Source organism: Pseudomonas sp. NFACC08-1 (genome assembly GCF_900106735.1).
Lineage (GTDB): Bacteria > Pseudomonadota > Gammaproteobacteria > Pseudomonadales > Pseudomonadaceae > Aquipseudomonas > Aquipseudomonas fluorescens_Q.
In genome coordinates, this window is sequence record NZ_FNNL01000009.1 from 100,361 (window position 1) to 121,709 (window position 21,349).

Annotated in this window: 22 protein-coding genes; 13 read left to right on the forward strand and 9 right to left on the reverse strand. The window is 61.6% G+C overall.

The features are described from left to right. Entirely contained in the window at positions 1-855 is an 855-nt protein-coding gene (locus BLU76_RS19320) for a MurR/RpiR family transcriptional regulator (protein WP_057447774.1), read from the reverse strand. A gap of 299 nt (positions 856-1,154) precedes the next feature. Here BLU76_RS19320 and BLU76_RS19325 point away from each other — a divergent pair, with 299 nt between their 5' ends. Beyond that, the gene (locus BLU76_RS19325; RefSeq protein WP_092223910.1) at positions 1,155-1,733 is read left to right on the forward strand and encodes a histidine phosphatase family protein; all 579 of its coding nucleotides are present in this window, start codon (positions 1,155-1,157) and stop codon (positions 1,731-1,733) included. Next, positions 1,730-2,485: a precorrin-6A synthase (deacetylating) gene (gene cobF, locus BLU76_RS19330; RefSeq protein ID WP_092223912.1), complete on the forward strand. Its 756-nt coding sequence runs from the start codon at positions 1,730-1,732 to the stop codon at positions 2,483-2,485. Before BLU76_RS19325 ends, cobF begins: the two co-directional genes overlap by 4 nt. A 164-nt stretch (positions 2,486-2,649) precedes the next feature. Here the strand turns inward: cobF and ftrA are convergent, their stop codons facing one another. Continuing rightward, positions 2,650-3,609, reverse strand: coding sequence for a transcriptional regulator FtrA (gene ftrA / locus BLU76_RS19335; protein WP_092145468.1), 960 nt, complete (start codon positions 3,607-3,609; stop codon positions 2,650-2,652). A 101-nt stretch (positions 3,610-3,710) separates the two neighbouring features. Here ftrA and BLU76_RS19340 point away from each other — a divergent pair, with 101 nt between their 5' ends. After that, complete coding sequence (locus BLU76_RS19340) at positions 3,711-4,145, forward strand: rhodanese-like domain-containing protein (RefSeq protein ID WP_092223914.1); 435 nt, start codon at positions 3,711-3,713, stop codon at positions 4,143-4,145. 376 nt (positions 4,146-4,521) lie between these two features. Here BLU76_RS19340 and BLU76_RS19345 read toward each other — a convergent pair whose 3' ends face one another. After that, complete coding sequence (locus BLU76_RS19345; RefSeq protein ID WP_092223916.1) at positions 4,522-4,806, reverse strand: fructose-bisphosphate aldolase; 285 nt, start codon at positions 4,804-4,806, stop codon at positions 4,522-4,524. Between the two features lie 858 nt (positions 4,807-5,664). Between BLU76_RS19345 and BLU76_RS19350 the strand changes: the two genes are divergently transcribed. From BLU76_RS19350 to BLU76_RS19360, 3 genes are all read left to right on the forward strand, one after another. Further along, complete coding sequence (locus BLU76_RS19350; RefSeq protein ID WP_014339257.1) at positions 5,665-6,444, forward strand: ABC transporter substrate-binding protein; 780 nt, start codon at positions 5,665-5,667, stop codon at positions 6,442-6,444. Positions 6,445-6,552: 108 nt separating this feature from the next. After that, the gene (locus BLU76_RS19355) at positions 6,553-7,665 is read left to right on the forward strand and encodes a succinylglutamate desuccinylase/aspartoacylase family protein (protein WP_092223918.1); all 1,113 of its coding nucleotides are present in this window, start codon (positions 6,553-6,555) and stop codon (positions 7,663-7,665) included. A gap of 64 nt (positions 7,666-7,729) precedes the next feature. Further along, a complete protein-coding gene (locus BLU76_RS19360) occupies positions 7,730-8,446 on the forward strand; it encodes an alpha/beta hydrolase (protein WP_092145476.1) in 717 nt (238 codons plus the stop codon). Between the two features lie 137 nt (positions 8,447-8,583). On the opposite strand, the gene BLU76_RS19365 is transcribed toward BLU76_RS19360, so the two are convergent. Further along, entirely contained in the window at positions 8,584-9,171 is a 588-nt protein-coding gene (locus tag BLU76_RS19365; protein ID WP_092223920.1) for a DcrB/PsbP domain-containing protein, read from the reverse strand. A 138-nt stretch (positions 9,172-9,309) separates the two neighbouring features. Next, positions 9,310-10,239, reverse strand: a complete 930-nt coding sequence (locus BLU76_RS19370) for a LysR family transcriptional regulator (protein WP_092223922.1) — start codon at positions 10,237-10,239, stop codon at positions 9,310-9,312. Positions 10,240-10,381: 142 nt separating this feature from the next. On the opposite strand from BLU76_RS19370, the gene BLU76_RS19375 reads away from it, so the two are divergent. After that, complete coding sequence (locus tag BLU76_RS19375) at positions 10,382-10,984, forward strand: NADPH-dependent F420 reductase (RefSeq protein WP_092145707.1); 603 nt, start codon at positions 10,382-10,384, stop codon at positions 10,982-10,984. 59 nt (positions 10,985-11,043) lie between these two features. On the opposite strand, the gene BLU76_RS19380 is transcribed toward BLU76_RS19375, so the two are convergent. The 3 genes from BLU76_RS19380 to BLU76_RS19390 form a co-directional block, all read right to left on the reverse strand. Further along, on the reverse strand, positions 11,044-11,328 hold the full coding sequence (locus tag BLU76_RS19380) for a hypothetical protein (RefSeq protein ID WP_063322077.1): 285 nt from the start codon (positions 11,326-11,328) through the stop codon (positions 11,044-11,046). 237 nt (positions 11,329-11,565) lie between these two features. Further along, positions 11,566-12,591, reverse strand: a complete 1,026-nt coding sequence (locus tag BLU76_RS19385) for a purine-nucleoside phosphorylase (protein WP_092223924.1) — start codon at positions 12,589-12,591, stop codon at positions 11,566-11,568. Positions 12,592-12,637: 46 nt separating this feature from the next. Further along, on the reverse strand, positions 12,638-13,588 hold the full coding sequence (locus tag BLU76_RS19390) for a nucleoside-specific channel-forming protein Tsx (RefSeq protein ID WP_003200049.1): 951 nt from the start codon (positions 13,586-13,588) through the stop codon (positions 12,638-12,640). Between the two features lie 298 nt (positions 13,589-13,886). Between BLU76_RS19390 and selD the strand changes: the two genes are divergently transcribed. After that, positions 13,887-14,921 carry a selenide, water dikinase SelD gene (gene selD, locus BLU76_RS19395; protein WP_092223925.1) on the forward strand — a complete coding sequence of 345 codons (1,035 nt, stop codon included), beginning with the start codon at positions 13,887-13,889 and terminating at the stop codon, positions 14,919-14,921. Then, positions 14,921-16,024: a tRNA 2-selenouridine(34) synthase MnmH gene (gene mnmH, locus BLU76_RS19400; RefSeq protein WP_092145486.1), complete on the forward strand. Its 1,104-nt coding sequence runs from the start codon at positions 14,921-14,923 to the stop codon at positions 16,022-16,024. Before selD ends, mnmH begins: the two co-directional genes overlap by 1 nt. 131 nt (positions 16,025-16,155) lie before the next feature. Here the strand turns inward: mnmH and BLU76_RS19405 are convergent, their stop codons facing one another. Beyond that, positions 16,156-16,830 (reverse strand): histidine phosphatase family protein, encoded by a 675-nt coding sequence (locus BLU76_RS19405; RefSeq protein ID WP_092223927.1) that lies wholly within the window; start codon positions 16,828-16,830, stop codon positions 16,156-16,158. A 317-nt stretch (positions 16,831-17,147) separates the two neighbouring features. Here BLU76_RS19405 and BLU76_RS19410 point away from each other — a divergent pair, with 317 nt between their 5' ends. From BLU76_RS19410 to BLU76_RS19425, 4 genes are all read left to right on the forward strand, one after another. Beyond that, positions 17,148-17,846, forward strand: a complete 699-nt coding sequence (locus tag BLU76_RS19410; RefSeq protein WP_092145709.1) for a glutathione binding-like protein — start codon at positions 17,148-17,150, stop codon at positions 17,844-17,846. A gap of 11 nt (positions 17,847-17,857) precedes the next feature. Continuing rightward, positions 17,858-18,700, forward strand: coding sequence for a PhzF family phenazine biosynthesis protein (locus BLU76_RS19415; RefSeq protein ID WP_092224037.1), 843 nt, complete (start codon positions 17,858-17,860; stop codon positions 18,698-18,700). A gap of 115 nt (positions 18,701-18,815) precedes the next feature. Beyond that, entirely contained in the window at positions 18,816-19,790 is a 975-nt protein-coding gene (gene hemB, locus BLU76_RS19420; RefSeq protein ID WP_063322069.1) for a porphobilinogen synthase, read from the forward strand. A gap of 126 nt (positions 19,791-19,916) precedes the next feature. Continuing rightward, positions 19,917-21,011 carry a DUF1615 domain-containing protein gene (locus BLU76_RS19425; protein WP_092223929.1) on the forward strand — a complete coding sequence of 365 codons (1,095 nt, stop codon included), beginning with the start codon at positions 19,917-19,919 and terminating at the stop codon, positions 21,009-21,011. The last annotated feature ends 338 nt before the right edge of the window (positions 21,012-21,349 follow it).

A 21,349-nucleotide genomic window follows, 5' to 3' on the forward strand; every position in this document is an offset into this window, starting at 1 on the left:
TTATTTTTCCTCCAGCAGGTGCGTGTTGAATTCCGTGCGCAAGGCATCGATGCCTTCCAGGCGTTCGGCCAGCTCGGGGCATTGCAGGGTCAGGCAGGCAATCAGCGCCTCGACCTGGGCCAGTGCCGGCACCAGGCTGTCGAAGGCCGAGATCGACTCCACCGGGGCGCTGATGATCAGGTCGGCCAGCTCGCGCAATGGCGAAGCGTAGACGTCGCTGAACAGCACGACCCGGGCGTGGCGCTCCTTGGCCGCGCTGGCCACGCGCAGGGCCTGGGCCTGGTAGCGGCGGTAATCGAAGATCAGCACCACATCCTGGCGCTGCACGTCGAATAGCCGGTCAGGCAGTTGGGCGTTGTCTTCCAGGGCAAAACAGCCGGCGCGCAACAGACGCAAATGATTGAGCAGGTAGTGGGCCAGGAAGCTGCTGAAACGCCCGCCGAAGCAATGTACCTGATGGCGGCTGTCGAGCAACCACTGCACGAGAATGCGCACGTCTTCGGGTTGGGTCAGGGCCTGGGTGTCGATGAGGTGGCGTTGACTGGCGGCCAGGTACTGGCTCCAGGTATCGCCTTGCTGCAATTTGGCCCGCGGTTTCAACAGGGTGCGAGGGGAGCGCAGGCGATGGTCCATGTCACTGAGCAGTGCATCCTGGAATTCGGCGTAACCGCCAAACCCGAGTTTTTTCACCAGTCGCACGATAGTCGGGTCGCTGACGCCGGCATGGTCTGCCAGGCGTGACATCGGGCCGAGGCCGTTGCGTGGGTAGTGATCGAGCAGGGCACGTACGACCTTGCGTTCCGACGGCGTCAAAACCAGGCCGGGATCGGTGATCAGGTCTCTGAGAGGTGGCATCCGTGCTCCTTGCCAGGATGGGTGTTGAATTTCTTTCATAACTCCTGAAAACAGTATTTATGTAGCTGGTGCTACATGTCCAGTGGTTTTTACGTTCCGTTTAAAATGCTCCAGTATTGTGCGAAACCCTTGTAGGAGTTGGTCTCGGCTGGGTAGACCGGGTATGTCAGTTGATGCTTCTGGCGATGTCGGACATAACGCCTTTTTGTCTCACTTATTTGATTTCGTATAAGGTGCTGTACAACTAAGTGCGTGAATATCCCGTCCATGCGACTCTCCCGATTGTCTGAGAATCCAGTGTGCAAGCCACTCGTCTGACCTTGATCTGCCACGCCCGCACCGCCGCCCAGAAGCAGGCGCGCTTTGGCCTGGACGAACCGCTGGATGCCGACTGGCTGGCACGCCGCGCGCAGGTCGGGCACCGCTACCGAAATGTCCGGCAACTGCTGTGCGGGCCGGAACTGCGCACGCGCCAGACCGCTGCCTTGTTCGGCGACGAGCCCGAGCAGGACCTGGCCCTGGCCGATTGCGATCTGGGACGCTGGCGCGGGTTGTCCATCGATGACTTGCTCCAGGCTGAACCGCAAGCCCTGCAGAGTTGGCTCGACGATGCCGAGGCGGCTCCCCATGGTGGTGAATCTGTCGCCCAGTTGTGCCGCCGTGTCGGGAATTGGCTGGCCAGTCTGGAAACCCGGCCAGGACATCTGCTGGCCGTCACCCACCCCTTCGTGATCCGCGCCGCCCTGGTGAATGTCTTGGGCTGCCCGGCCGCTACATTCAACCGGATCGACATTGAACCCTTGTCCACCCTCGAATTGCGTTTCAACGGCGTATGGCGTTTACGCACCCAGGGACCTGACCAGGAGTCGCCGCGATGAAGACGTTGTCAGTCATTGGCGTTGGGGCCGGCGATCCGGATCAGCTGACGATGCAGGCAGTGAAAGCCTTGAGCCGCTTGGACGTGGTCTTCCTCATGGACAAGGGGCCGGCCAAGGACAAACTGTTGGATCTGCGGCGCGAAGTCTGTCGGCGCTACATCGTTGATCGCACCTACCGTTTCGTCGAAGCCTACAGCCCGGAACGCCAACGCGGCGGCCTGGACTACACGGACAGCGTCGAAGCATTGAACCGGGCTAAACAGGCCACCTTCGAACGCTTGATCAATGAAGAACTGTCCGACGGTCAACGGGGTGGTTTTCTGGTGTGGGGCGATCCGGCGTTGTACGACAGTACCGTGCGCATCCTGCAGGCGATCCTCAAGGCGGGCCGCTGCGCCTTCGAGTTCGAGGTGATCCCCGGCATCTCCAGCGTCCAGGCCCTGGCCGCCCGGCATAAAGTGCCGTTGAACAGCATTGGCGGTTCGCTGGAAATCACCACCGGACGCCGGTTGGCGGCGGGGCAGGTAGGCGACGCGACGAGTGTGGTGGTGATGCTCGATGCCGAGGACGCTTATCGCCAGGTGAGCGATCCCGATACGCACATCTATTGGGGAGCCTATGTGGGGACGCCGGATGAAATCCTTATCGCTGGTCGCCTGGGGGATGTGGCCGATGACATCGAGCGCACCCGCAAGGCTGCGCGAGCAGCCAACGGGTGGATCATGGATACGTATCTGTTGCGCAAGCCTTGATCTGACGACTCAAACCGAACCGTGGCGAGGGAGCTTGCTCCCGCTGGGTCGCGCAGCAACCCCCAATGCACAAGCTGTGTCATGACTTCAATCTTGCGCCTGCTTCGCAGTCGAGCGGGAGCAAGCTCCCTCGCCACGGGGATTGCAGATGCACTCCGGCATCTTCACCCCCGCCCAAACCGCTCCCGATACACCGACGGCGCCAACCCCACGACGTTGCGAAACGCCACACGAAAGCTTTCCACCGAGCGGTAGCCACACAGCTGCGCGATGTTGTCGGTGTTGTCCCCGCTGCTTTCCAGCAACTCGCGGGCCCTGGCCAGGCGTTCATGTTGCAGCCAGGTCTTGGGCGACACGCCGCAGGCCTGGGTGAAATGGCGCAGGAAGGTGCGTTCGCTCATGGCCGCCTGGCTGGCCAGTTCGCGCACCCCGAGGGGTTCGTGCAGGCGTTCGCGGGCCCATTGCATGACACTCGACAGGTCACTGCGTGGCGTGCGGCTGACCGGTGAGGGAATGAACTGCGCCTGGCCGCCCGTACGTTGCGGCGACATCACCAACCGGCGTGCCACGGCGTTGGCGACCTGGACGCCATAGTCCCGTGCCACCAGGTGCAGGCAGGCATCGATACCGGCGGCGCTGCCCGCCGAGGTGATGACCTGTCCTGAATCCACGTACAGCACATCCGGGTCTACTCGCACGGCCGGAAAGCTTGCGGCCAGTTCGTCGGTGTAGCGCCAATGAGTCGTGGCGCCCAGGCCATCGAGCAGCCCGGCGGCAGCGAGTACGAAGGCTCCGGAGCAGATCGACAGCAGGCGCGCACCACGGGCGTGGGCCCTGTGCAGTGCCTCGAGCAACGCCTGGGACGGTGGCTCGCTGCGGTTACGCCAGCCTGGCACGACAATGGTCCGGGCGGTTTCGAGCAGTTCCATGCCGCCATCGGCCAATACCTGAAAGCCGCCCATGGCACGCATCGGGCCGTCATCGACCGCGACGATCCGATGCGTGTACCAGGGGAAATCGAATTCCGGTCGCTCCAATCCGAAGATCTCGACGGCGACACCGAATTCGAACGTGCACAGGCCGTCGTAGGCGAGGATTGCGACCAGACCAGGGGGAGACTGCATTTGGCGGAAAATTCCCACAGAGTGTCTTGTGCGCCACTGTAGCGGTATGCGCCGAGGGGATAAAGTCTCTTCACGCCTTATCTATCCTGGAGTACACGCCCATGACCAGCCTGGTTCGCGAAGTGCCTGCTGCCCCCTCCGATATTGCCCTGCAGCATTTCAGCCGTCGCCTGACATTCGAAACCGATTGTTCCGACGTTTACGCCAGCCAACAGGCCGGCGATGTCGATTTTGTGCTGGTGGATGTACGCGGACCACTGGCCTACGAACGCGGGCACGTGCCCGGGGCGATCAACCTGCCAACCCGCACGCTCACTGCCGAGGCTTTGGCTGCCTACCCTAAGACCACTCTGTTTGTGGTGTATTGCGCTGGTCCGCATTGCAATGGCGCGAACAAGGCGGCGGTGCGTCTGGCGACCTTGGGGTATCCGGTGAAGGAGATGATTGGCGGGGTTATGGGGTGGCTCGATGAGGGCTTTCGTCTGAATGGTTTGGTGGAGCGTGTGGCGGACCAGGCTATCCGTTGTGATTGCTGATTTGGTTTTTATAGTTTGTGTGTATATCCGTTGCTGCGGTAACGGCCACTTAGGGTTCCGCCCTTACGGCGTCTCACTTTTGAGAAGCGCAAAAGTAAGCAAAACGCTTTAGCCCCACCACTCGGTGCCTCGCCTAGGCTCGGCATGCCCGAACGCAGGCATTGCTCCGTGGGCCCGCCGCGAAGGACCATCCATGGTCCAGCGCGGCTACCTCGGCATCCATGCCGAGGTGCCCACTGCGCAATACCTACGTTCGGCCATCGTGGTTAACGGGGCGCCGAGATCAACGTCCGACGCGAGGCGGCCTGATAGCCGGCCTGGTTTGGGGTGAACGCATTCCTCCTGTGGGAGCGGGCTTGTTCCTACCAGAGGCGCTTTACTGTCCTTCAAGCCCGCGCTGTTCAATTACCCCAAAAACATCCGCCACATCCTGGACCATGATCCGGGCGATGTTGGTGATCGTATTGATGTCGGTGTCGGCTGAATCGCGCAGTGTGGTGCAGGCCATGAGTGTCAGGTAGTCGAGGGTGGCGTGCAGGCGTTCGCTGACGCAGGCGTGGAGTTCGGGCAATGGGGCGGTGCGGTCGATGAACAGGATAGGGTGGGTGGTGGCGATTGGGGTTAGCGGGGTAAAGCGGTTAGATGATTGATTTGTCGTCATAAGGTTGGGCTCTATCAAGGAAAATGAATTGCCACCTTGTTTGCTGCGAATCAAACGGGTGGCAGTTGCGCGCGGGTTCGCAGACCGAGGAAGAGACCAAACCCGGCAGACCCGAAGATCTCCCACGCGCAACCGCCATAAAACGAACGCGGGCAAGTTTGCCTGAGTTTTCATTCGACGGTGCAAAGTCTCATCCGTTGTTAGGGCTGCGAAACCCTCCCCACTGACCAAAGCCAGCAGGTGAACCGAACTATAGAAGGGGATTTTTGAGGCAACAATCGACCTGTAGGACGCCCACCAACCCCGTGGCGAGGGAGCTTGCTCCCGCTCGGTGGCGCAGCCGCCGTAAAGTCGGGACATGCGGTGGGCCTGACAGAAAGAGAGGAATGCTTCGCAGTCCAGCGGGAGCAAGCTCCCTCGCCACGGAGAGCAGATTCCTACGAGATTTTCAGAAGGCCAGGGGGAGCAATTGATTTCAGAAACGGAACGCGGCGGCATGATGGCTTTCCGGCGAAATTGGCTCGCTGGAAAGTGTCAACCGTGTCCCCGCACACCCGTCAACCATGTGTCCGGTCCGTACACGCTTTTTCGAAAGTGACCCGCCGTCAGGGCGGAACCCTAAGTGGCCGTTACCGAAGAAACGGATATACACCCGAACTACAACCTGTCAGGTTTTTCCCAAACCTAATGCTCCCCAGCCAACCCTGATTATTTTCATAACTATTTGTCGCCTCAACACAATTCCCCTCCAGAGCACCCCTCTAGACTCCCGCCCACTTCGGTGCCTCGCTGACCGAACGCTGCCTACGAATCTGCCAATAATTGCCAATAAAAACCCCTGCACACTCAGGAGCGAAAATGAAGAAACTAGCCATGTTCGGTGCCCTGGCACTGTCCGTATTGTCCCTGTCGGCCGTGGCCGAAGACGCCAAGCCGATCCGTCTCGGGATCGAAGCCGGTTATCCGCCTTTTTCGATGAAAACCCCCGACGGCAAGCTGACCGGCTTCGATGTCGATATCGGCGACGCCCTCTGCGAGCAGATGAAGGTCAAGTGCACCTGGGTCGAGCAGGAGTTCGATGGCCTGATCCCCGCGCTGAAAGTGAAGAAGATCGATGCGATCCTGTCGTCCATGACCATCACCGACGATCGCAAGAAAAACGTCGATTTCACCATCAAGTACTACCACACCCCGGCGCGGTTCGTAATGAAGGAAGGCTCCGAGGTCAAGGACCCGCTGACCGAGCTCAAGGGCAAGAAAGTCGGTGTGCTGCGTGCCAGCACCCACGACCGTTTCGCCACCGAAGTGCTGGTGCCTGCCGGGATCAACCTGGTGCGCTACGGCTCCCAGCAGGAAGCCAACCTGGACATGGTCGCCGGTCGCCTCGACGCCATGCTGGCCGACTCGGTCAACCTCGACGACGGTTTCCTGAAGACCGATGCCGGCAAAGGCTTTGCCTTCGTGGGCCCGACCTATGAAGACGCGAAATATTTCGGCGGTGGCGCCGGCATTGCGGTGCGCAAGGGCGATAAGGCCCTGGCCGATAAATTCAACGCCGCCATCAGCGAAATCCGCGCCAATGGTACGTACAAGAAGGTGCAGGACAAATACTTCGCCTTTGATGTCTACGGGCATTAATCGGTAGGCGCTGCCGAAGGCTGCGATCTTTTTGAGGCTCAAGGGGCTGAGCAAAGATCGCAGCCTCGTTGCACTCGACAGCTCCACACCTAGTCATTCGGAGATTTCATGCAACGCATCGACCATACCCTGCCATGGAGCCACCTGGGCACTGAGCGCCGGCTCAGTGTGTTTCGTTACGGCCATGGCCCGCGCAAGGTTTATATCCAGGCCAGTCTGCACGCCGACGAACTGCCGGGCATGCGTACTGCCTGGGAGCTGAAGCAGCGGCTCAACGACCTCGAGGCGCAAGGCCTGCTCAAAGGGGTGATCGAGCTGGTGCCGGCGGCCAATCCCATCGGCCTGGATCAACATCTGCAAAGCGCTCACATGGGGCGTTTCGAGTTGGGCAGTGGCAAGAATTTCAACCGCTCTTTCGTGGAGCTCAGTGCACCGGTGGCGCAACGCATCGGTGATCGCCTGGGTGACGACCCGGCCGCCAATATCACCTTGATCCGCCAGACCATGGCCCAGGTTCTCGACGACCTGCCGGCGCCGCCTTCGCAACTTGAAGCGCTGCATCGCCTGCTGCTGCGCCATGCCTGCGACGCCGACATCACCCTGGACCTGCATTGCGATTTCGAGGCTGCGATCCACTTGTATGCCTTGCCGCAACAGTGGCCGCAATGGCGCTCCCTGGCCGCACGCCTGAAGGCCGGGGTGGCGTTGCTGAGTGAAGATTCCGGTGGCAGTTCGTTCGATGAGTCCTGCTCCTCACCCTGGTTGCGCCTGGCCAAAGCCTTTCCTGCGGCGGCGATCCCGGCGGCGAACCTGGCGACGACGCTGGAGCTGGGCAGCATGGGTGACACCCGCGTGGAACAGGCCCAGGCCAATTGTGAAGCCATTCTCGGGTTCCTGGCTGAGCAAGGTTTCATTGGCGGGGATTGGCCGCCCGCGCCGGCGCAATGTTGTGAAGGCTTTCCGTTCGAAGGCACTCAATACCTGTTCGCGCCGCACCATGGCGTGGTGAGCTTTCTGCGTGAAGCCGGTGAGTGGGTGGAGCGCGGCGATCCGCTATTCGAAGTGGTCGATCCATTGAATGATCGGGTCACCATCGTGCGGGCCGGCACCAGTGGCGTGCTGTTTGCCCTGGACCGCGGGCGCTACACCCAGCCGGGTATCTGGCAGGCAAAAGTCGCCGGGCGTGAGCCGATTCGAACGGGGAAATTGATCAACGACTGATAAGTGCTGTCTACCTCACCGCACGCTTCTTGTCGTGCGGCTATCGAACGATGGAGGAAGATCGATGTTCAAAGCGCTCGCCCTGTTTCTATTGCTGGTCTCGTCCGGGTTGCAGGCCCAACCCTCGCTGCACACGGACTTGCCGCTCAACTACCTGGCCCAAGTCGATGAGCAGGTTCGGAACCGACCGCTGGTGATCTTCCTGCACGGTTCCGGCAGCAACGAACAGGACCTGTTCGCACTCAAGGACGAGTTGCCGCGCGATTACAACTACCTCTCGGTGCGGGCGCCGAAGAGTATGGAACAGGACCGTTATCAGTGGTTCGCGAAACAGGGCGACGGTGCCTACGACGGTGACACCTCGGACTTGAAGGCCAGCGGCCAGGTGCTGCTGGACTTCATCGACAAGGCTCGGGCCAAGTACTCGACCGATCCGAGCAAGGTCTACCTGGTCGGGTTCAGCCAGGGCGCGATGATGAGCTACGAAGTGGCCCTGCGACATCCCGAAGCCGTTGGCGGTATTGCCGCAATGGGCGGGCGGGTCCTGTCGGTGCTGCGGGCGGAACTGACCCCCGATGAACCGCGCCGGACACTGGCGGTATTCATCGGCCATGGCACGGCAGACCCGATCATTCCCTACCACGATGGCACCGAGGCCAACAGCTTCCTGAAGACCCTGGCGCTGGAACCGGAATTCCATGCCTACCCGGGTGTGGGCCACAGCATCAGCGCCCTGGAAGTGCAGGACCTGCGGGCCTGGCTGGAGCGGCTCAATCCCTGACCAAAATAGAACCCTGTGGGAAATAGATCCCTGTGGGAGCTGAGCTTGCTCGCGATAGCGGTGGGTCAGCTTGCATCAAAGTTGGGTGTACCGACGCCATCGCGAGCAAGCTCGGCTCCCACATGTTCTGGGGGCGCTTATTGACCGCTGGCGATCTGCTTCACCAACGCCTCATGACCGGCCTTGTCACTGGCCCGGGAGATGATTTGCACCACCGCCATGCGCGTGCCGGAGGCAGCCAGCAACGTGGTGTCGAGGGTTGGCCCGCCGCCCTGGGTGGCGCTGGTGTCGATCTGGCGCAGGCCCAGGCCGGTGCCTTTCTGGGTCAGGCTTTTTGCGCTCAGGATCTTGGCGTCCGGCAGCGCTGTGGTTCGCTGTGCCGCGAAGTCTCCCATGGTGGTGTCGAGGAACGCGCCATCGTCGTCCTTTACGTTCGCGCCGTTAATGATGGTGTTCTCCGCCGCGATCACCACGGTCCGGCTGGTGGCATTGCTGTACATCGTCCCCGTCGCGCCAGCGGTACCTTGGGCGGCCTCTCCGGCGGGCAATGGGGTTGCGATGAACCCCTTGGGCAAGGTGAAGACGAACTTGCCGCCCAGCATCGAAACCTTCTGCGCCGCTGCATTGCCGGCGGCTTTGGACGGGGCCGCCTGGGCAGGCGCCAGGACCAGAGCGGCGATGGCCGCCAGCAGCAGGGCGGCGGCATGTTTACTCAGCAATGACATTGAAACTCTCCACGGTGGTCGCGCTTGGAGGCCGATCATCCCATGGGCGCCATGCCTGACTCCAGCGTCCGTGGCGAATGGGCCGGTCATTGCGGTGCCGGGGCGGAGCGCGCTTGATTGGCACCCTCATCCGGGCGCTCAAACCGCTCCGGCACTGAAGCGCCGGGCCAACGACTCGCGCTCGAAGTGCTCGGTGATGAAATCGATAAAGGCGCGGGTCTTGGCCGGCATCAGCGTGCGGCTGGGGTAGTAGAGCGAAATCACCCCCAGGTCCACATACCAATCCGGTAACAGCCGCACCAGTTCGTCGCGCTCCAGCCAGGGCAGGGCGTCGGGCACCACCAGCAGGGCCACGCCCAGGCCGAGCAAGGCGGCCTCACGCATGGCAACGGGGTCATTGAAGATCATGGACTCGTTCAGTTGCACGGCGGATTCGCGCCCGGCGGCGTTGCGCAACACAGTCTGGCGTACCCGGCCAGTACGGCTGGCCCGCAGCACGATGTTGTCCAGGCCGGCCAGGTCTTCGGGTTGCCGGGGCAGGGCGCGCTCGCCCAGATAGGCTGGGCTGGCGACGGCAATCAGGTGAGCGGGCGCCAGGGTGCGCGATACTACCCCGGGCGTCAGTGTGAAGCCGCCTCCGATGGCCGCGTCGAAACCTTCGGCGATCAGGTCGACCGGGCGGTTTTCGAAATGCCAGTCCGGCCGGATCAGCGGGTAGCGAGCCAGCCATTGCGGCATCAACGGCAGTACCTGGCCGATACCGAAACTTGGCGAAAGGCTGACGCGCAAGACGCCGGCCGGTTCGCCGCGCTCCGTGGTCACCGCACCAATGGCCGCCTGCAGGGCGTGCAAGTTGCCACCGATGCTGGCCAGGAAATGTTCTCCCGTTTCGGTCAGAGACAGCTTGCGGGTCGAGCGCTGGAACAACCGCACCCCCAGATTGCGCTCCAGCATCGCCACGTTGCGGCTCACGGCAGCGGGCGTCAGGGCAAGCAACCGCGCGGCCGCCGAAAAACTGCCGGTTTCGGCGCTGCGGACAAAGCATTCGAGGTTGGCGAGGCTTTCCATGGCATGGACCTGATAGTAATGCTTGAAAATGATTCGCCATATTACCGGCTAATCAGAATGTAATGGCAGGGGCACCATGCACCTCAACGGCGGACATTACCGCCAGGCTTATCCAACCTTGAGGACACAAAACATGAGCAGCATCGATACCATCGGCATCATTGGCGCCGGCGCCATCGGCAGTGCTTTCGCCCGCGCCCTGGCCCGCCAGAACATCAACGTAGTGATTGCCAACAGCCGTGGCCCGCAAAGCCTGGCCGAGCTTGTGGCTGATCTCGGTCCTAGCGTACGCGCCGGCACCGTGGAGGAAGCCGCCGCCCAGCCGATGGTGCTGGTGGCGGTTAACTGGTCGAAGTTGCCCCAGGCGCTGGGCGGTTTGCCGGATTTTGCCGGGCGAATCGTGATCGACGCCAACAACGCGATCGAAGTGCCGGGGTTCAAGGCCGTGGATCTCCAGGGCCGGGCCTCGACCGAGGTGTTCAGCGAGTGGGTGCCGGGCGCACGGGTGGTCAAGGCCTTCAATCATCTGCTGGCGCGCCTGCTGGAGGCAGACCCGACGTCCGAAGGCGGCAAGCGGGTGCTGTTCCTGACCGGTGACGACGCGCAGGCACGGGGTGAAGTCGCGCAGTTGATCGAGCGCCTGGGCTTTTTCGGTGTGGACCTGGGGCCCCTGAGTGTCGGCGCACGCTTGACCCAGTTCCCAGGCGGTCCGCTGCCGGTGCTGAACCTGGTCAAGTTCGACTGAGCACTTCGCGACATACGTAAGGACCCGCTCGATCACCGTGGGAACCCGGCCTGAAGCACTCAGTCGGGTTCCACGTCCAATTGCAGGCTGTCGTCGGCCAGGCGCTTCGTACTTCGCACGATGCCGCTCAGGTGCCGGCCCTCGGCGTAGAACGTCACGATCTGGGCCTTGTCCAGGTCGTCCGGCATCGGTGGATGAACGTGCAACACGAACCACACCGGTTTGTCGTCGTCGAGGTGCTTGACCTCGTACTGACAGTTGATGCTTTTGGTATTGCGACCAAGCAGCGTGTCGAGACCGTAGTCAAGGTGAGTGCTGTCGACGGAGGATCGGGCGAGAGGCATCGGCGGTCTCCTGGGTACGCGCGGTTGATGTTCAAATGATCCCGCCCGGGATGGAAAATTCCATTGGGTGATCTGTAGAGATTAGCCCCAACTTCTGCCGTTCTCATTTTCCCTGTGGCGAGGGAGCTTGCTCCCGCTCGGCTGCGAAGCAGCCGCAAAAAGCCGGGGCCGCTACGCGACCCAGCGGGAGCAAGCTCCCTCGCCACAGGGGGCCATTCCAAACAGGCACTCGTCAGATCAGACGCCAGGCACGCCGTCCTTCCACACCGACCAGTTCTTCACAATGTCCTGCACCAGCGGGTTGCCGGTGCGGAACAGGTTTTCCAACGCCGGGACGAACGCGCCCTGGTCGGCGTATTTGAGCAGGTTGTCCACTTCGTTGCCGCCGGGCTCGGGGCGGTCGAAATCGGACCCGGCCCGCAGCACGGCCAGCCGGTTGATGTCCACCCGACCTTCGCGGCTGGCGCGGAGCAAGGCCTCGTAGGTGGAGTTGTCTTCCTGTTGGGTGGTGCAGTAGACGCCTTTGTTGTCGGTGAGCAGGCGCGTCCAGACTTCGGCGCGCTCGCTCAGGCGCGTACCGGAGAACCAGGTGTTACCGGCCAGGGTGTCGCAGCGGGTCACCACCGGCGGCTGGTTGGCCGGGGCGTACGGATACTTCAAGCGCCAGGCCGCCGATTCCTTGCTTTCCGCCAAGGTTACCTTCTGGCTGAGGGCAAAGGCTTTGGCTTGCAGGGCCGGGTTGAGTTCGAAGACTTCCGTCTTGTAGTCCAGCGGCGGTTTTTCGTTCGGCCCCTTGGTGTTGATGCCCAGGTAGCCGGTAGGCCAGTCCTTGGGCACATCCCGCGAATCCAGCTCCCATTGGGTGCCGAACTCCACCAGGTAATGGGCCCAGGCGGTTGTGCCAAGCGTGCCGTGGTGCGGGTTGATGCCGGCGATCCCGGCCACCAGGAAATAGCTTTTGCGCAGGTCGACGGTCGGGGAGAGCGCCAGGGCCAGGGTCGAAGCCGCCGCGTTGGTCTGGCCCATGCCGGTAATCAGCAGGCAGACCCGTTCGGCATTGCAGCGGATCGTCGGGTATTCGGCGGAAAGTCCCGGCACGCGGATTTCAGTCTTGAGTTCGAGGCGATCGATCCAGTTCTGCGCTTCAGGAGCGAACATCGTGATCAGCATCACTTTGGGTTGAAGTGGCGGTGCGGCCCCGGCGGTCGAGCAGAACAGAGCCGTGCAGGCCAGGCCGATTGAAATAGACAGGCGATTGATCATGTATTCGTGACCTCCATGGATTCGAAGTGGTGCTTCTACAGCTTGCTCAGAATTGATAGCCAACCCCGGCGTAGTATCCCCAGCCATCGGAGCGGGCGCGGAAGTTGCCGTCGCCAAAGTTAAGCTCACTGCCGTCCTGCCAGTTGCCGCCGTTGTGGAAGTAACGGCCCACCAGCGTAAAGCGCAGGTGCGTGAACGAATACAGCAAAACGTTGGTGGCGACCGTCGCGTTGGCGGTGCGGGCGGGGTTGTCCTTGTGCAGGTCCGAACCGAAGTCGAAGTTGGTGAAACCAATGTAAGTCAGGGATGCGCCGTTGCTGAACTGGCTGATCGGCACGATGTATTTGAGCTGGGCGCGGTAGCCGTCCCAGGAGTATTCATTGCTGGCGCCATAGTTTTCCCATTGATAACGGCCATAGAAGTTGGCCGACAGGTTGACCCTCGAGTGGGTGTCGATGTCGGTGCCCAGCCCGCTGTACAAGGTGTTCGCGCGATTGGCGCTGTTGCTGCCGTGATCGTAGATCCAGTCGAACGCCACATACCATTCCTTGAACGGCCCGATGGCCAGGCTGCGGCCGGCCAGGTAGTCGATGGAAATACGCGGTTCGTGCTCCATGAACACGGGAGAACCGTGGTCCCACACCCCTTTGTCGTGACTGTTGCCAATGTTGAAAATCTTTGGAATGTCGACGTAGCCATAGAGCTCGAAGGGCCCTTTGCGTCCGAAGTATTCATATTCCAGGTAGACATCGTCGACCGGTTGCGGGCCGAAGCTGATGTCCTTGCTGCCGATGAGCGTCAGGTCCTGATTGTACCAGTCCGACAGGTAGGCGCCTTTTTTCGAGGGGGTGGCCTCGGGGCTGAGGGCTTCGCCCTGGGCGGACGCCTCGGCGGTCTGGGCTTGGGTCGTGGTGCTGAGTAGTCCGGTAACGGCGGTCAGTAGCAGGGCGGCTGCCAATACGCCGGGTGTAGCGCGACACCGGGAAGTGCAGTGCATGGAAAGTCCTTGTTCGTGCGGGCCGAAGCCCGGGTTCCGTGGATAAGAAAAACCATCGATCCGCTGGGTAGGATCGATTGCGCAAACGTTTGCACATGTCGTACCAATTTTTTGTATTGGCTTGAAATGCATGGGGTTCAGGCTTTTTTCCTGTCGTGTTGGTCAGGCTCGGTGCACCGAATTCGGCAGTGTCGGGTGAAGGGGCACCAACGTGTTGCAGGGGCATGTGATCGACGCGGCACTGAGGCGGTGGCGTTGCTGATAGAATCGGCCATCTTGACTGACCAGAGGTATGCCCATGAGCGAGCCGATTCGCCTGACCCAGTACAGCCACGGTGCCGGTTGCGGCTGCAAGATTTCGCCCCAGGTACTGGAAGTGATCCTGGCCGGCAGCGGTGCGCAGAACCTTGATCCCAATTTGTGGGTCGGCAATGCGTCCCGGGACGATGCTGCGGTGTACGCCATCGACGAGGAGCGCGGGGTGGTCTCGACCACCGATTTTTTCATGCCGATTGTCGATGATCCTTTCGATTTCGGTCGCATCGCCGCCACCAATGCCATCAGCGACATCTACGCCATGGGCGGTGACCCGCTGATGGCCATTGCGATTCTCGGTTGGCCCGTCAACGTATTGGCCCCGGAAATTGCTCGGGAAGTGATTCGTGGCGGTCGCTCCGTGTGCGACGAGGCCGGTATTCCCCTGGCCGGCGGGCATTCGATCGACGCGCCTGAGCCGATTTTCGGCCTGGCGGTCACAGGCCTGGTGCAAAAGCGCCATATGAAACGCAACGACACGGCCACCGCCGGTTGCCGCCTGTACCTGACCAAGCCCCTGGGCATCGGCATCCTCACCACGGCGGAAAAGAAAGGCAAGCTGCGCGCCGCCGATGTCGGCCTGGCCCGTGACTGGATGTGTACCCTCAACAAACCTGGCAGCCGCTTCGGCAAGCTCGACGGTGTGACGGCGATGACCGACGTCACCGGTTTCGGCCTGCTCGGTCACCTGGTGGAAATGGCCGACGGCAGCCAACTGACCGCGCGCATCCGCTATGACGCGGTGCCACGCCTGCCGGGTGTCGAGTACTACCTCGACCAGGGGTGTGTGCCGGGCGGTACGCTGCGTAACTACGACAGCTACGCCAGCAAGGTCGGTCGGGTCCAGGAACTGCACAAGCGCGTGCTGTGTGACCCGCAGACCAGCGGCGGCCTGCTGATTGCCGTCACCCCGGAAGGCGAAAGTGAGTTCCTGCAGGTTGCCGCTGAACTCGGGCTGGCTCTGGAACCTATCGGCGAACTGGTCGAGCGACAGGGTTACGCGGTCGAGGTGTCTTGATGAGCCATGACCTCACCGATTACCGCGATATCTTCCTCAATGACCGGCCGATGATGGACACACGCGCCCCGGTCGAATTCATCAAGGGCGCCTTCCCCGGCGTGGTCAATCTGCCGTTGATGACCGACAGCGAACGGCAACGCGTCGGCACCTGCTACAAACAGCAGGGGCAGCAGGCGGCCATTGTCCTGGGGCATCAGTTGGTGTCCGGTGAAATCAAGGCCGAACGCATCCAGGCCTGGGCCGAGTTCGCCAAGACTCATCCCGACGGTCTGCTGTATTGCTTTCGCGGCGGCTTGCGTTCGCAGATCGTCCAGCAGTGGCTCAAGGACGAAGCGGGCATTGATTACCCCAGGGTCGGCGGTGGCTACAAGGCCATGCGCAGCTTTTTGCTGGACACGGTCGAACAGGCGGTTGCCCAGTGCGACCTGGTGCTGCTGGGCGGCATGACCGGCACCGGCAAGACCGAAGCGCTGGCTCAACTGAGCAACAGCCTGGATCTGGAAGGTTATGCCAACCATCGCGGTTCCAGCTTCGGCAAACGCGCCACCGGCCAGCCTTCCAACATCGATTTTGAAAACCGCCTGGCCGTGGACGTACTGAAAAAACGCGCCAGCGGCATCGAACAATTCGTGCTTGAGGATGAGAGCCGTGCGGTCGGCAGTTGCGCCTTGCCGCTGCCTTTGTACCAGCGCATGCAGCAGGTTCCGATGGTCTGGCTGGAAGACAGCCTGGAGCATCGGGTCGAACGGATCCTGCAGGATTACGTCATCGACCTGTGCGCTGAATTTGTCGCCGTACATGGCGACGAAGGTTTCGCACTGTTTTCCGAGCGATTGCTGGCAAGCCTGGACAACATCCACAAGCGCCTGGGCGGTGACCGTCACCGGCGCTTGAAGGACATCCTGGAAACCGCCCTGGCCGAGCAGGCCCACAGCGGTGCCGTCGACGTGCATCGCGGTTGGATCGAGGGTTTGCTGCGTGAGTATTACGACCCGATGTACGTGTTCCAGCGGGAAAAGAAGGGCTTGCGGATCGAGTTCTCGGGAGAGCAGGCGGCGGTGCTGGAATATCTGCGGGAGCGGGCGGCCCGGGGAGGGTGACCACAGGTTCGGCATCCACCCTCAACTCTGTGGGAGCGGGCTTGCTCGCGAAAGCGGTGGATCAGTTGGCGGTGATGCCGACTGCCATCGTCTTCGCGAGCAAGCCCGCTCCCACGGGAAATACCGGTTGATCAGGTCGGGCAGGCTTGCTTGCCATTGTCCAAACCTTGCTTGTGGCTCTGGCTGGTGAGGCTGGCCTTGCCGTTGTGCCAGGTGAGGGTCAGCACATACAGGGAGTCGAAGTCTCCCGAGGCCCAGTCTTCGGTAATGGTTTGCTTCTTGCCCACCGCCTCTGCGGCGACCTTGTTGATCAGCTCCGGCAGGTAGCCATGGGACCAGGCGGTATAGATGGTGGCGTTGTGGTACTTGTCGTGCAGCAGTTCCTCAGCCAGGTCGCTGGTGTCGTTGGCCGAATAATTGATGTTCACCGGCAACCCGAGCTTGATGGCGCTGGGGCTGATGGTCATCAGCGGGCGAATATAGCTATAGGAATTGTCCAGCTCGCCCTCTTCGACATTGCGGGTCGGGTTGGCCGCGAACACGTAGTCGGCCTTGCCGAATTTTTCCGGCAGCAGGGTGGCCAGGTCGATGGCGCGGTTGAGACCCTGGCAGTTGAGCTGGCCCAGGCCACCGGCGGGTTTTTCGGCATGACGCAGGAACACCAGGGTCTGCACGCCGTCGGCTGGTTGGGCGCGGCTGATGCTGGATTCCAGCGCCAACCCCAGGCCACAGACCACAAGCAGCGTCGGCAGCAGCAGCCACGAACGGTGTTTGAAATGTCTGGCTAAATTCAGTGGGTTCATCATCGAATAGTTATTCTTCAGCACTCTTGAGTCAGGCTGACAAACCCTGGCACCGCGAAGCGGCTGGCCTCGGGTGTTTTCCCTGTCGTTACGCCGCGTTGAATCCTCGGGGGCATTGCTCAGAGTCTCTTCAAGCCCTTTGGTTCGATCCTGGCTGGTCCCGGTGCACTGTAAGGCCTCCTGTGGGGAGGCAGGGCGAATGTTAGCGACAGGATGTTGCGGATTTAAGAAAAGCCGATGTGAATTCCGTGATGGGCAGTGATGCCGTCCCGTACATCTTGGATTATCCTCGGGCTTTCCTTCATTTCCGAGCCGACCCCATGCCCGACTTGACCCCATTCCCCATCACCGAGAAATGGCCTGCCCAGTTCCCGGAGTGGATCCAGCTCTACTCCCTGCCCACCCCCAACGGCGTGAAGGTCTCGATCATGCTGGAAGAGATCGGCCTGCCGTACGAGCCCCACAAAGTGGACTTCGCCAGCAACGACCAGCTATCGCCCGAGTTCCTTTCCCTGAACCCCAACAACAAGATCCCGGCGATTCTCGATCCCCATGGGCCGGGCGACCAGCCGTTGGCGTTGTTCGAGTCGGGGGCGATCCTGATTTATCTGGCGGACAAGAGCGGGCAGTTGCTGGCCCAGGAGTCGGCGGCGCGCTACGAGACGATCCAGTGGCTGATGTTCCAGATGGGTGGCATCGGGCCGATGTTCGGGCAGTTGGGGTTCTTCAACAAGCTTGCCGGCAAGGACTACGAGGACAAGCGGCCGCGCGATCGCTACGTCGAGGAAAGCAAACGCCTGCTCAAGGTGCTCGATGGCCGTCTGCAAGGGCGCGACTGGATCATGGGCGAGCGCTACACCATCGCTGATATCGCCACGTTCCCCTGGGTGCGCAACTTGATCGGCTTTTACGAGGCCGGTGATTTGGTCGGTATCCAGGATTTCCCCAACGTGACGCGGGTACTGGAGCGCTTCCTGGCTCGACCGGCTGTGGCGCGCGGGCTGAAGATTCCGGAATGAGTCAGCCGACGATTCGCCGATTCGATTACAAGCAACTGGATGTGTTCAGCGACGTGCCACTCAAGGGCAATCCGCTGGCGGTGGTGCTGGGGGCCGATGGGCTCAGTGACTCGCGCATGGCTGCTTTTGCCAATTGGACCAACCTCAGCGAAACCACATTCGTGTTGGCGCCACAGCACCCGGAAGCCGATTACCGGGTGCGTATTTTCACCACCTCGACCGAATTGCCGTTTGCCGGGCATCCGACCCTGGGCAGTTGTCACGCCTGGCTGGAAGCCGGAGGCGTGCCCAAAGGGCAGGAGATCGTGCAGGAATGTGGCATCGGCCTGGTCAGGATTCGCCGCAGTGATCATGGCTTGGCATTCCTCGCACCGCCCTTGCTCAAGTCCGGTCCGCTGGAGGCCGACCTGCTGGAGCGGGTGCGCAAGGGGTTGGGGCTCGCAGCCGAGGCGATTGTCGAGGCGCAATGGGTCGATAACGGTGCCGGCTGGCTGGCCTTGATGCTCAAGGATCGCCAACAGGTCCTGACGCTCGACCCCGATTACCCTCAGTTGCTGGATCTGGCCGTGGGCGTGATTGCACCTTGGGATCTGGCCATGGATGGCGATGAAGCGCACTTTGAAGTGCGAGGCTTCATCGCCGGTGATGGCATGCCGGAGGATCCCGCCACGGGCAGCCTGAACGCCGGGCTCGCGCAATGGATGCTGGCCAAGGGCTTGGCGCCGACATCCTATGTGGTCAGCCAGGGGCTGACGATGGGCCGGGCAGGGCGCATTCATGTCGAGCAATTGGGCGATGACGTCTGGATTGGCGGCGCGGTGGTGACGTGCATCAATGGCTCGCTGACCGTGTGAGGGGATTATTGCCCGGCTGGTAACACGCTATTTTCCAGCCGGTATTTGTGCCCTGGCCGACCAGGGCATAAGCTTTGCCCCCTGTGATCGCGCACCTATTTGCCCCAGGAGTCCCATGTCCAGCCAGTTCCCCGAAGCACGTCCACGCCGTCTGCGTCGCAATGCAAGCCTGCGCAGCCTGTTCCAGGAAACCGAGTTCACCTTGAACGACCTGGTGCTGCCGATTTTTGTCGAAGAAGAAATCGATGATTTTGTGCCGATCAAGAGCATGCCCGGTGTGGTGCGCATCCCAGAATCGAAACTGGCCGGCGAGATCGAGCGCTATGCCCGTGCCGGCATCAAATCGGTGATGACCTTTGGTGTGTCCCATCACCTGGACAACGATGGCAGCGATACCTGGAGCGAGCGCGGCCTGGTGTCGCGCATGGCCGGGATCTGCAAGGACGCGGTGCCGGAGATGGTCGTGATGTCCGACACCTGCTTCTGTGAGTACACCGATCATGGTCACTGCGGTGTGCTCCACGGCGATGAAGTGGACAACGACCGGACCCTGGTCAACCTGGGCAAGCAAGCGGTGGCGGCGGCCCGCGCCGGTGCCGATGTGATCGCGCCATCGGCGGCCATGGACGGGCAGGTCCAGGCCATTCGCCGGGCCCTGGATGAAGCCGGTTTCAGCCAGACGGCAATCATGGCCTATTCCACCAAGTTCGCCTCGGCACTCTATGGCCCGTTCCGCGAGGCCGGCGGTAGCGCGTTGAAAGGTGACCGCAAGAGCTACCAGATGAACCCGATGAACCGCCGCGAAGCGCTGCGCGAATCCTTGCTCGACGAGCAGGAAGGTGCCGATGCACTGATGGTCAAGCCGGCCGGTGCTTACCTCGATATCATCCGCGACATTCGCCAGGCTTCGAACCTGCCGCTGTCGGCTTATCAGGTCAGTGGCGAATACGCGATGATCAAGTTCGCCGCCCAGGCTGGCGCCATCGACGAGGGCCGCGTGATACGCGAGAGCCTTGGCGCAATCAAGCGGGCGGGGGCAGACCTGATCTTCACCTACTTCGCCATGGACCTGGCGCTGAGCGGGATCTGATCTCGACTTGCATCAGTGGTGCCCGTGCCACCGCCATCGCGAGCAAGCTCGCTCCTACATTGGGCATAGCCCGCATCCACTTTTGATCGTATGGTTGCTCCGGAATAACGAACCCGATGGAGCACCATGCAATTCAACCGATTGATGATCAGCCTTGCTGCGCTGCTGGCCTTGGCCGGTTGCGGCAGCCGTCAGGCGCAGGAGCCTGAGCGTCAGCCCGCTGAGGTCAAGAAGCAGATTGTGCAGTTGTTGCCGGCCAAGACTGCGGATCGCGAAGGCTGGGCGACTGACATCTACGTGGCCTTTTCGGCCCAGCAGATTCCCTCTACGACGCAGAACATCTGTGCTGTCCTGGCGGTGACCGAACAGGAGTCGACGTTCCAATCCGATCCGCCAGTGCCGGGGCTGGGCAAGATCGCTCGTCAGGAGATCAACCGCCGTGCGGCGAAGGTGCACATTCCGGAGCTGTTGGTCAGTGGTGCACTCCAGGTGCGTTCGCCCAACGGCAAAAGCTACAGCGATCGGCTCAATGCGGCGCGCAGCGAGAAAGAGCTGAGCGGGATTTTCGATGATTTCATCGGCATGGTGCCGCTGGGCAAGACACTGTTTGGCGGTTTCAATCCGGTGCACACGGGTGGGCCGATGCAGGTCAGCATCGCGTTTGCCCAGGCCAATGCGCGCAATTATCCCTATACGGTGGAGGGCTCGATTCGTCGCGAAGTGTTCAGTCGTCGTGGCGGGATGTATTTCGGCATCGCGCATTTACTGGGCTATCCGGTGAGCTACACCGAGCCGTTGTATCGTTTTGCCGATTTCAATGCCGGGTGGTACGCCAGCCGCAACGCAGCTTTCCAGCATGCGGTGAGTGTGGCATCGGGCATTTCCCTGGCGCTGGACGGCGATCTGATCGCCCACGATTCCATCATGCCAGGCAGCACGGAACTGGCGGTGCGCACGCTGGGCAAGTCGCTGGGAATGCGCAACCCGACCATCCGCGATCAACTGGAACAGGGTGACAGTCTGGCGTTCGAGGACAGCAAGCTCTACAAACGTGTGTTCGAACTGGCTGACAAGGCCGAGGGCAAGGCGTTGCCTCGGGCGGTATTGCCGGGGATCGTGCTCAAGAGCCCGAAGATCACGCGCAAGCTGACCACGGCATGGTTCGCCAAGCGGGTGGATGAGCGTTATCAGCGATGCATGGCGCGGGCGACGGGGCGCTAGCCAGGCGTTGAGGCATGTAAAAGCCCGGCGGATGAGGCCGGGCTTTTACTGTGATGGGTTTGGTTTGGGAGTGTTCTGGAGCGGTGTGTCGGGTGAACTGCGCAGCGGCTGCGTGAAGGTTGCGGCCGCTGCGCGCCCGAGCGGGAGCAAGCTCCCTCGCCACGGGGTGTGTTGCACATGATTTGCGATATCTCCAGGCATTGCGGTCAAGCAACTCATACGCGGTTTTCGATCAGACGATCGGAGCCACCTTCAGCGACACGACGTTCCAGCAAGCGATCGGCACCGCCTTCAGCGACGCGGTTTTCGATCAGGCGATCGGAGCCACCTTCGGCGAC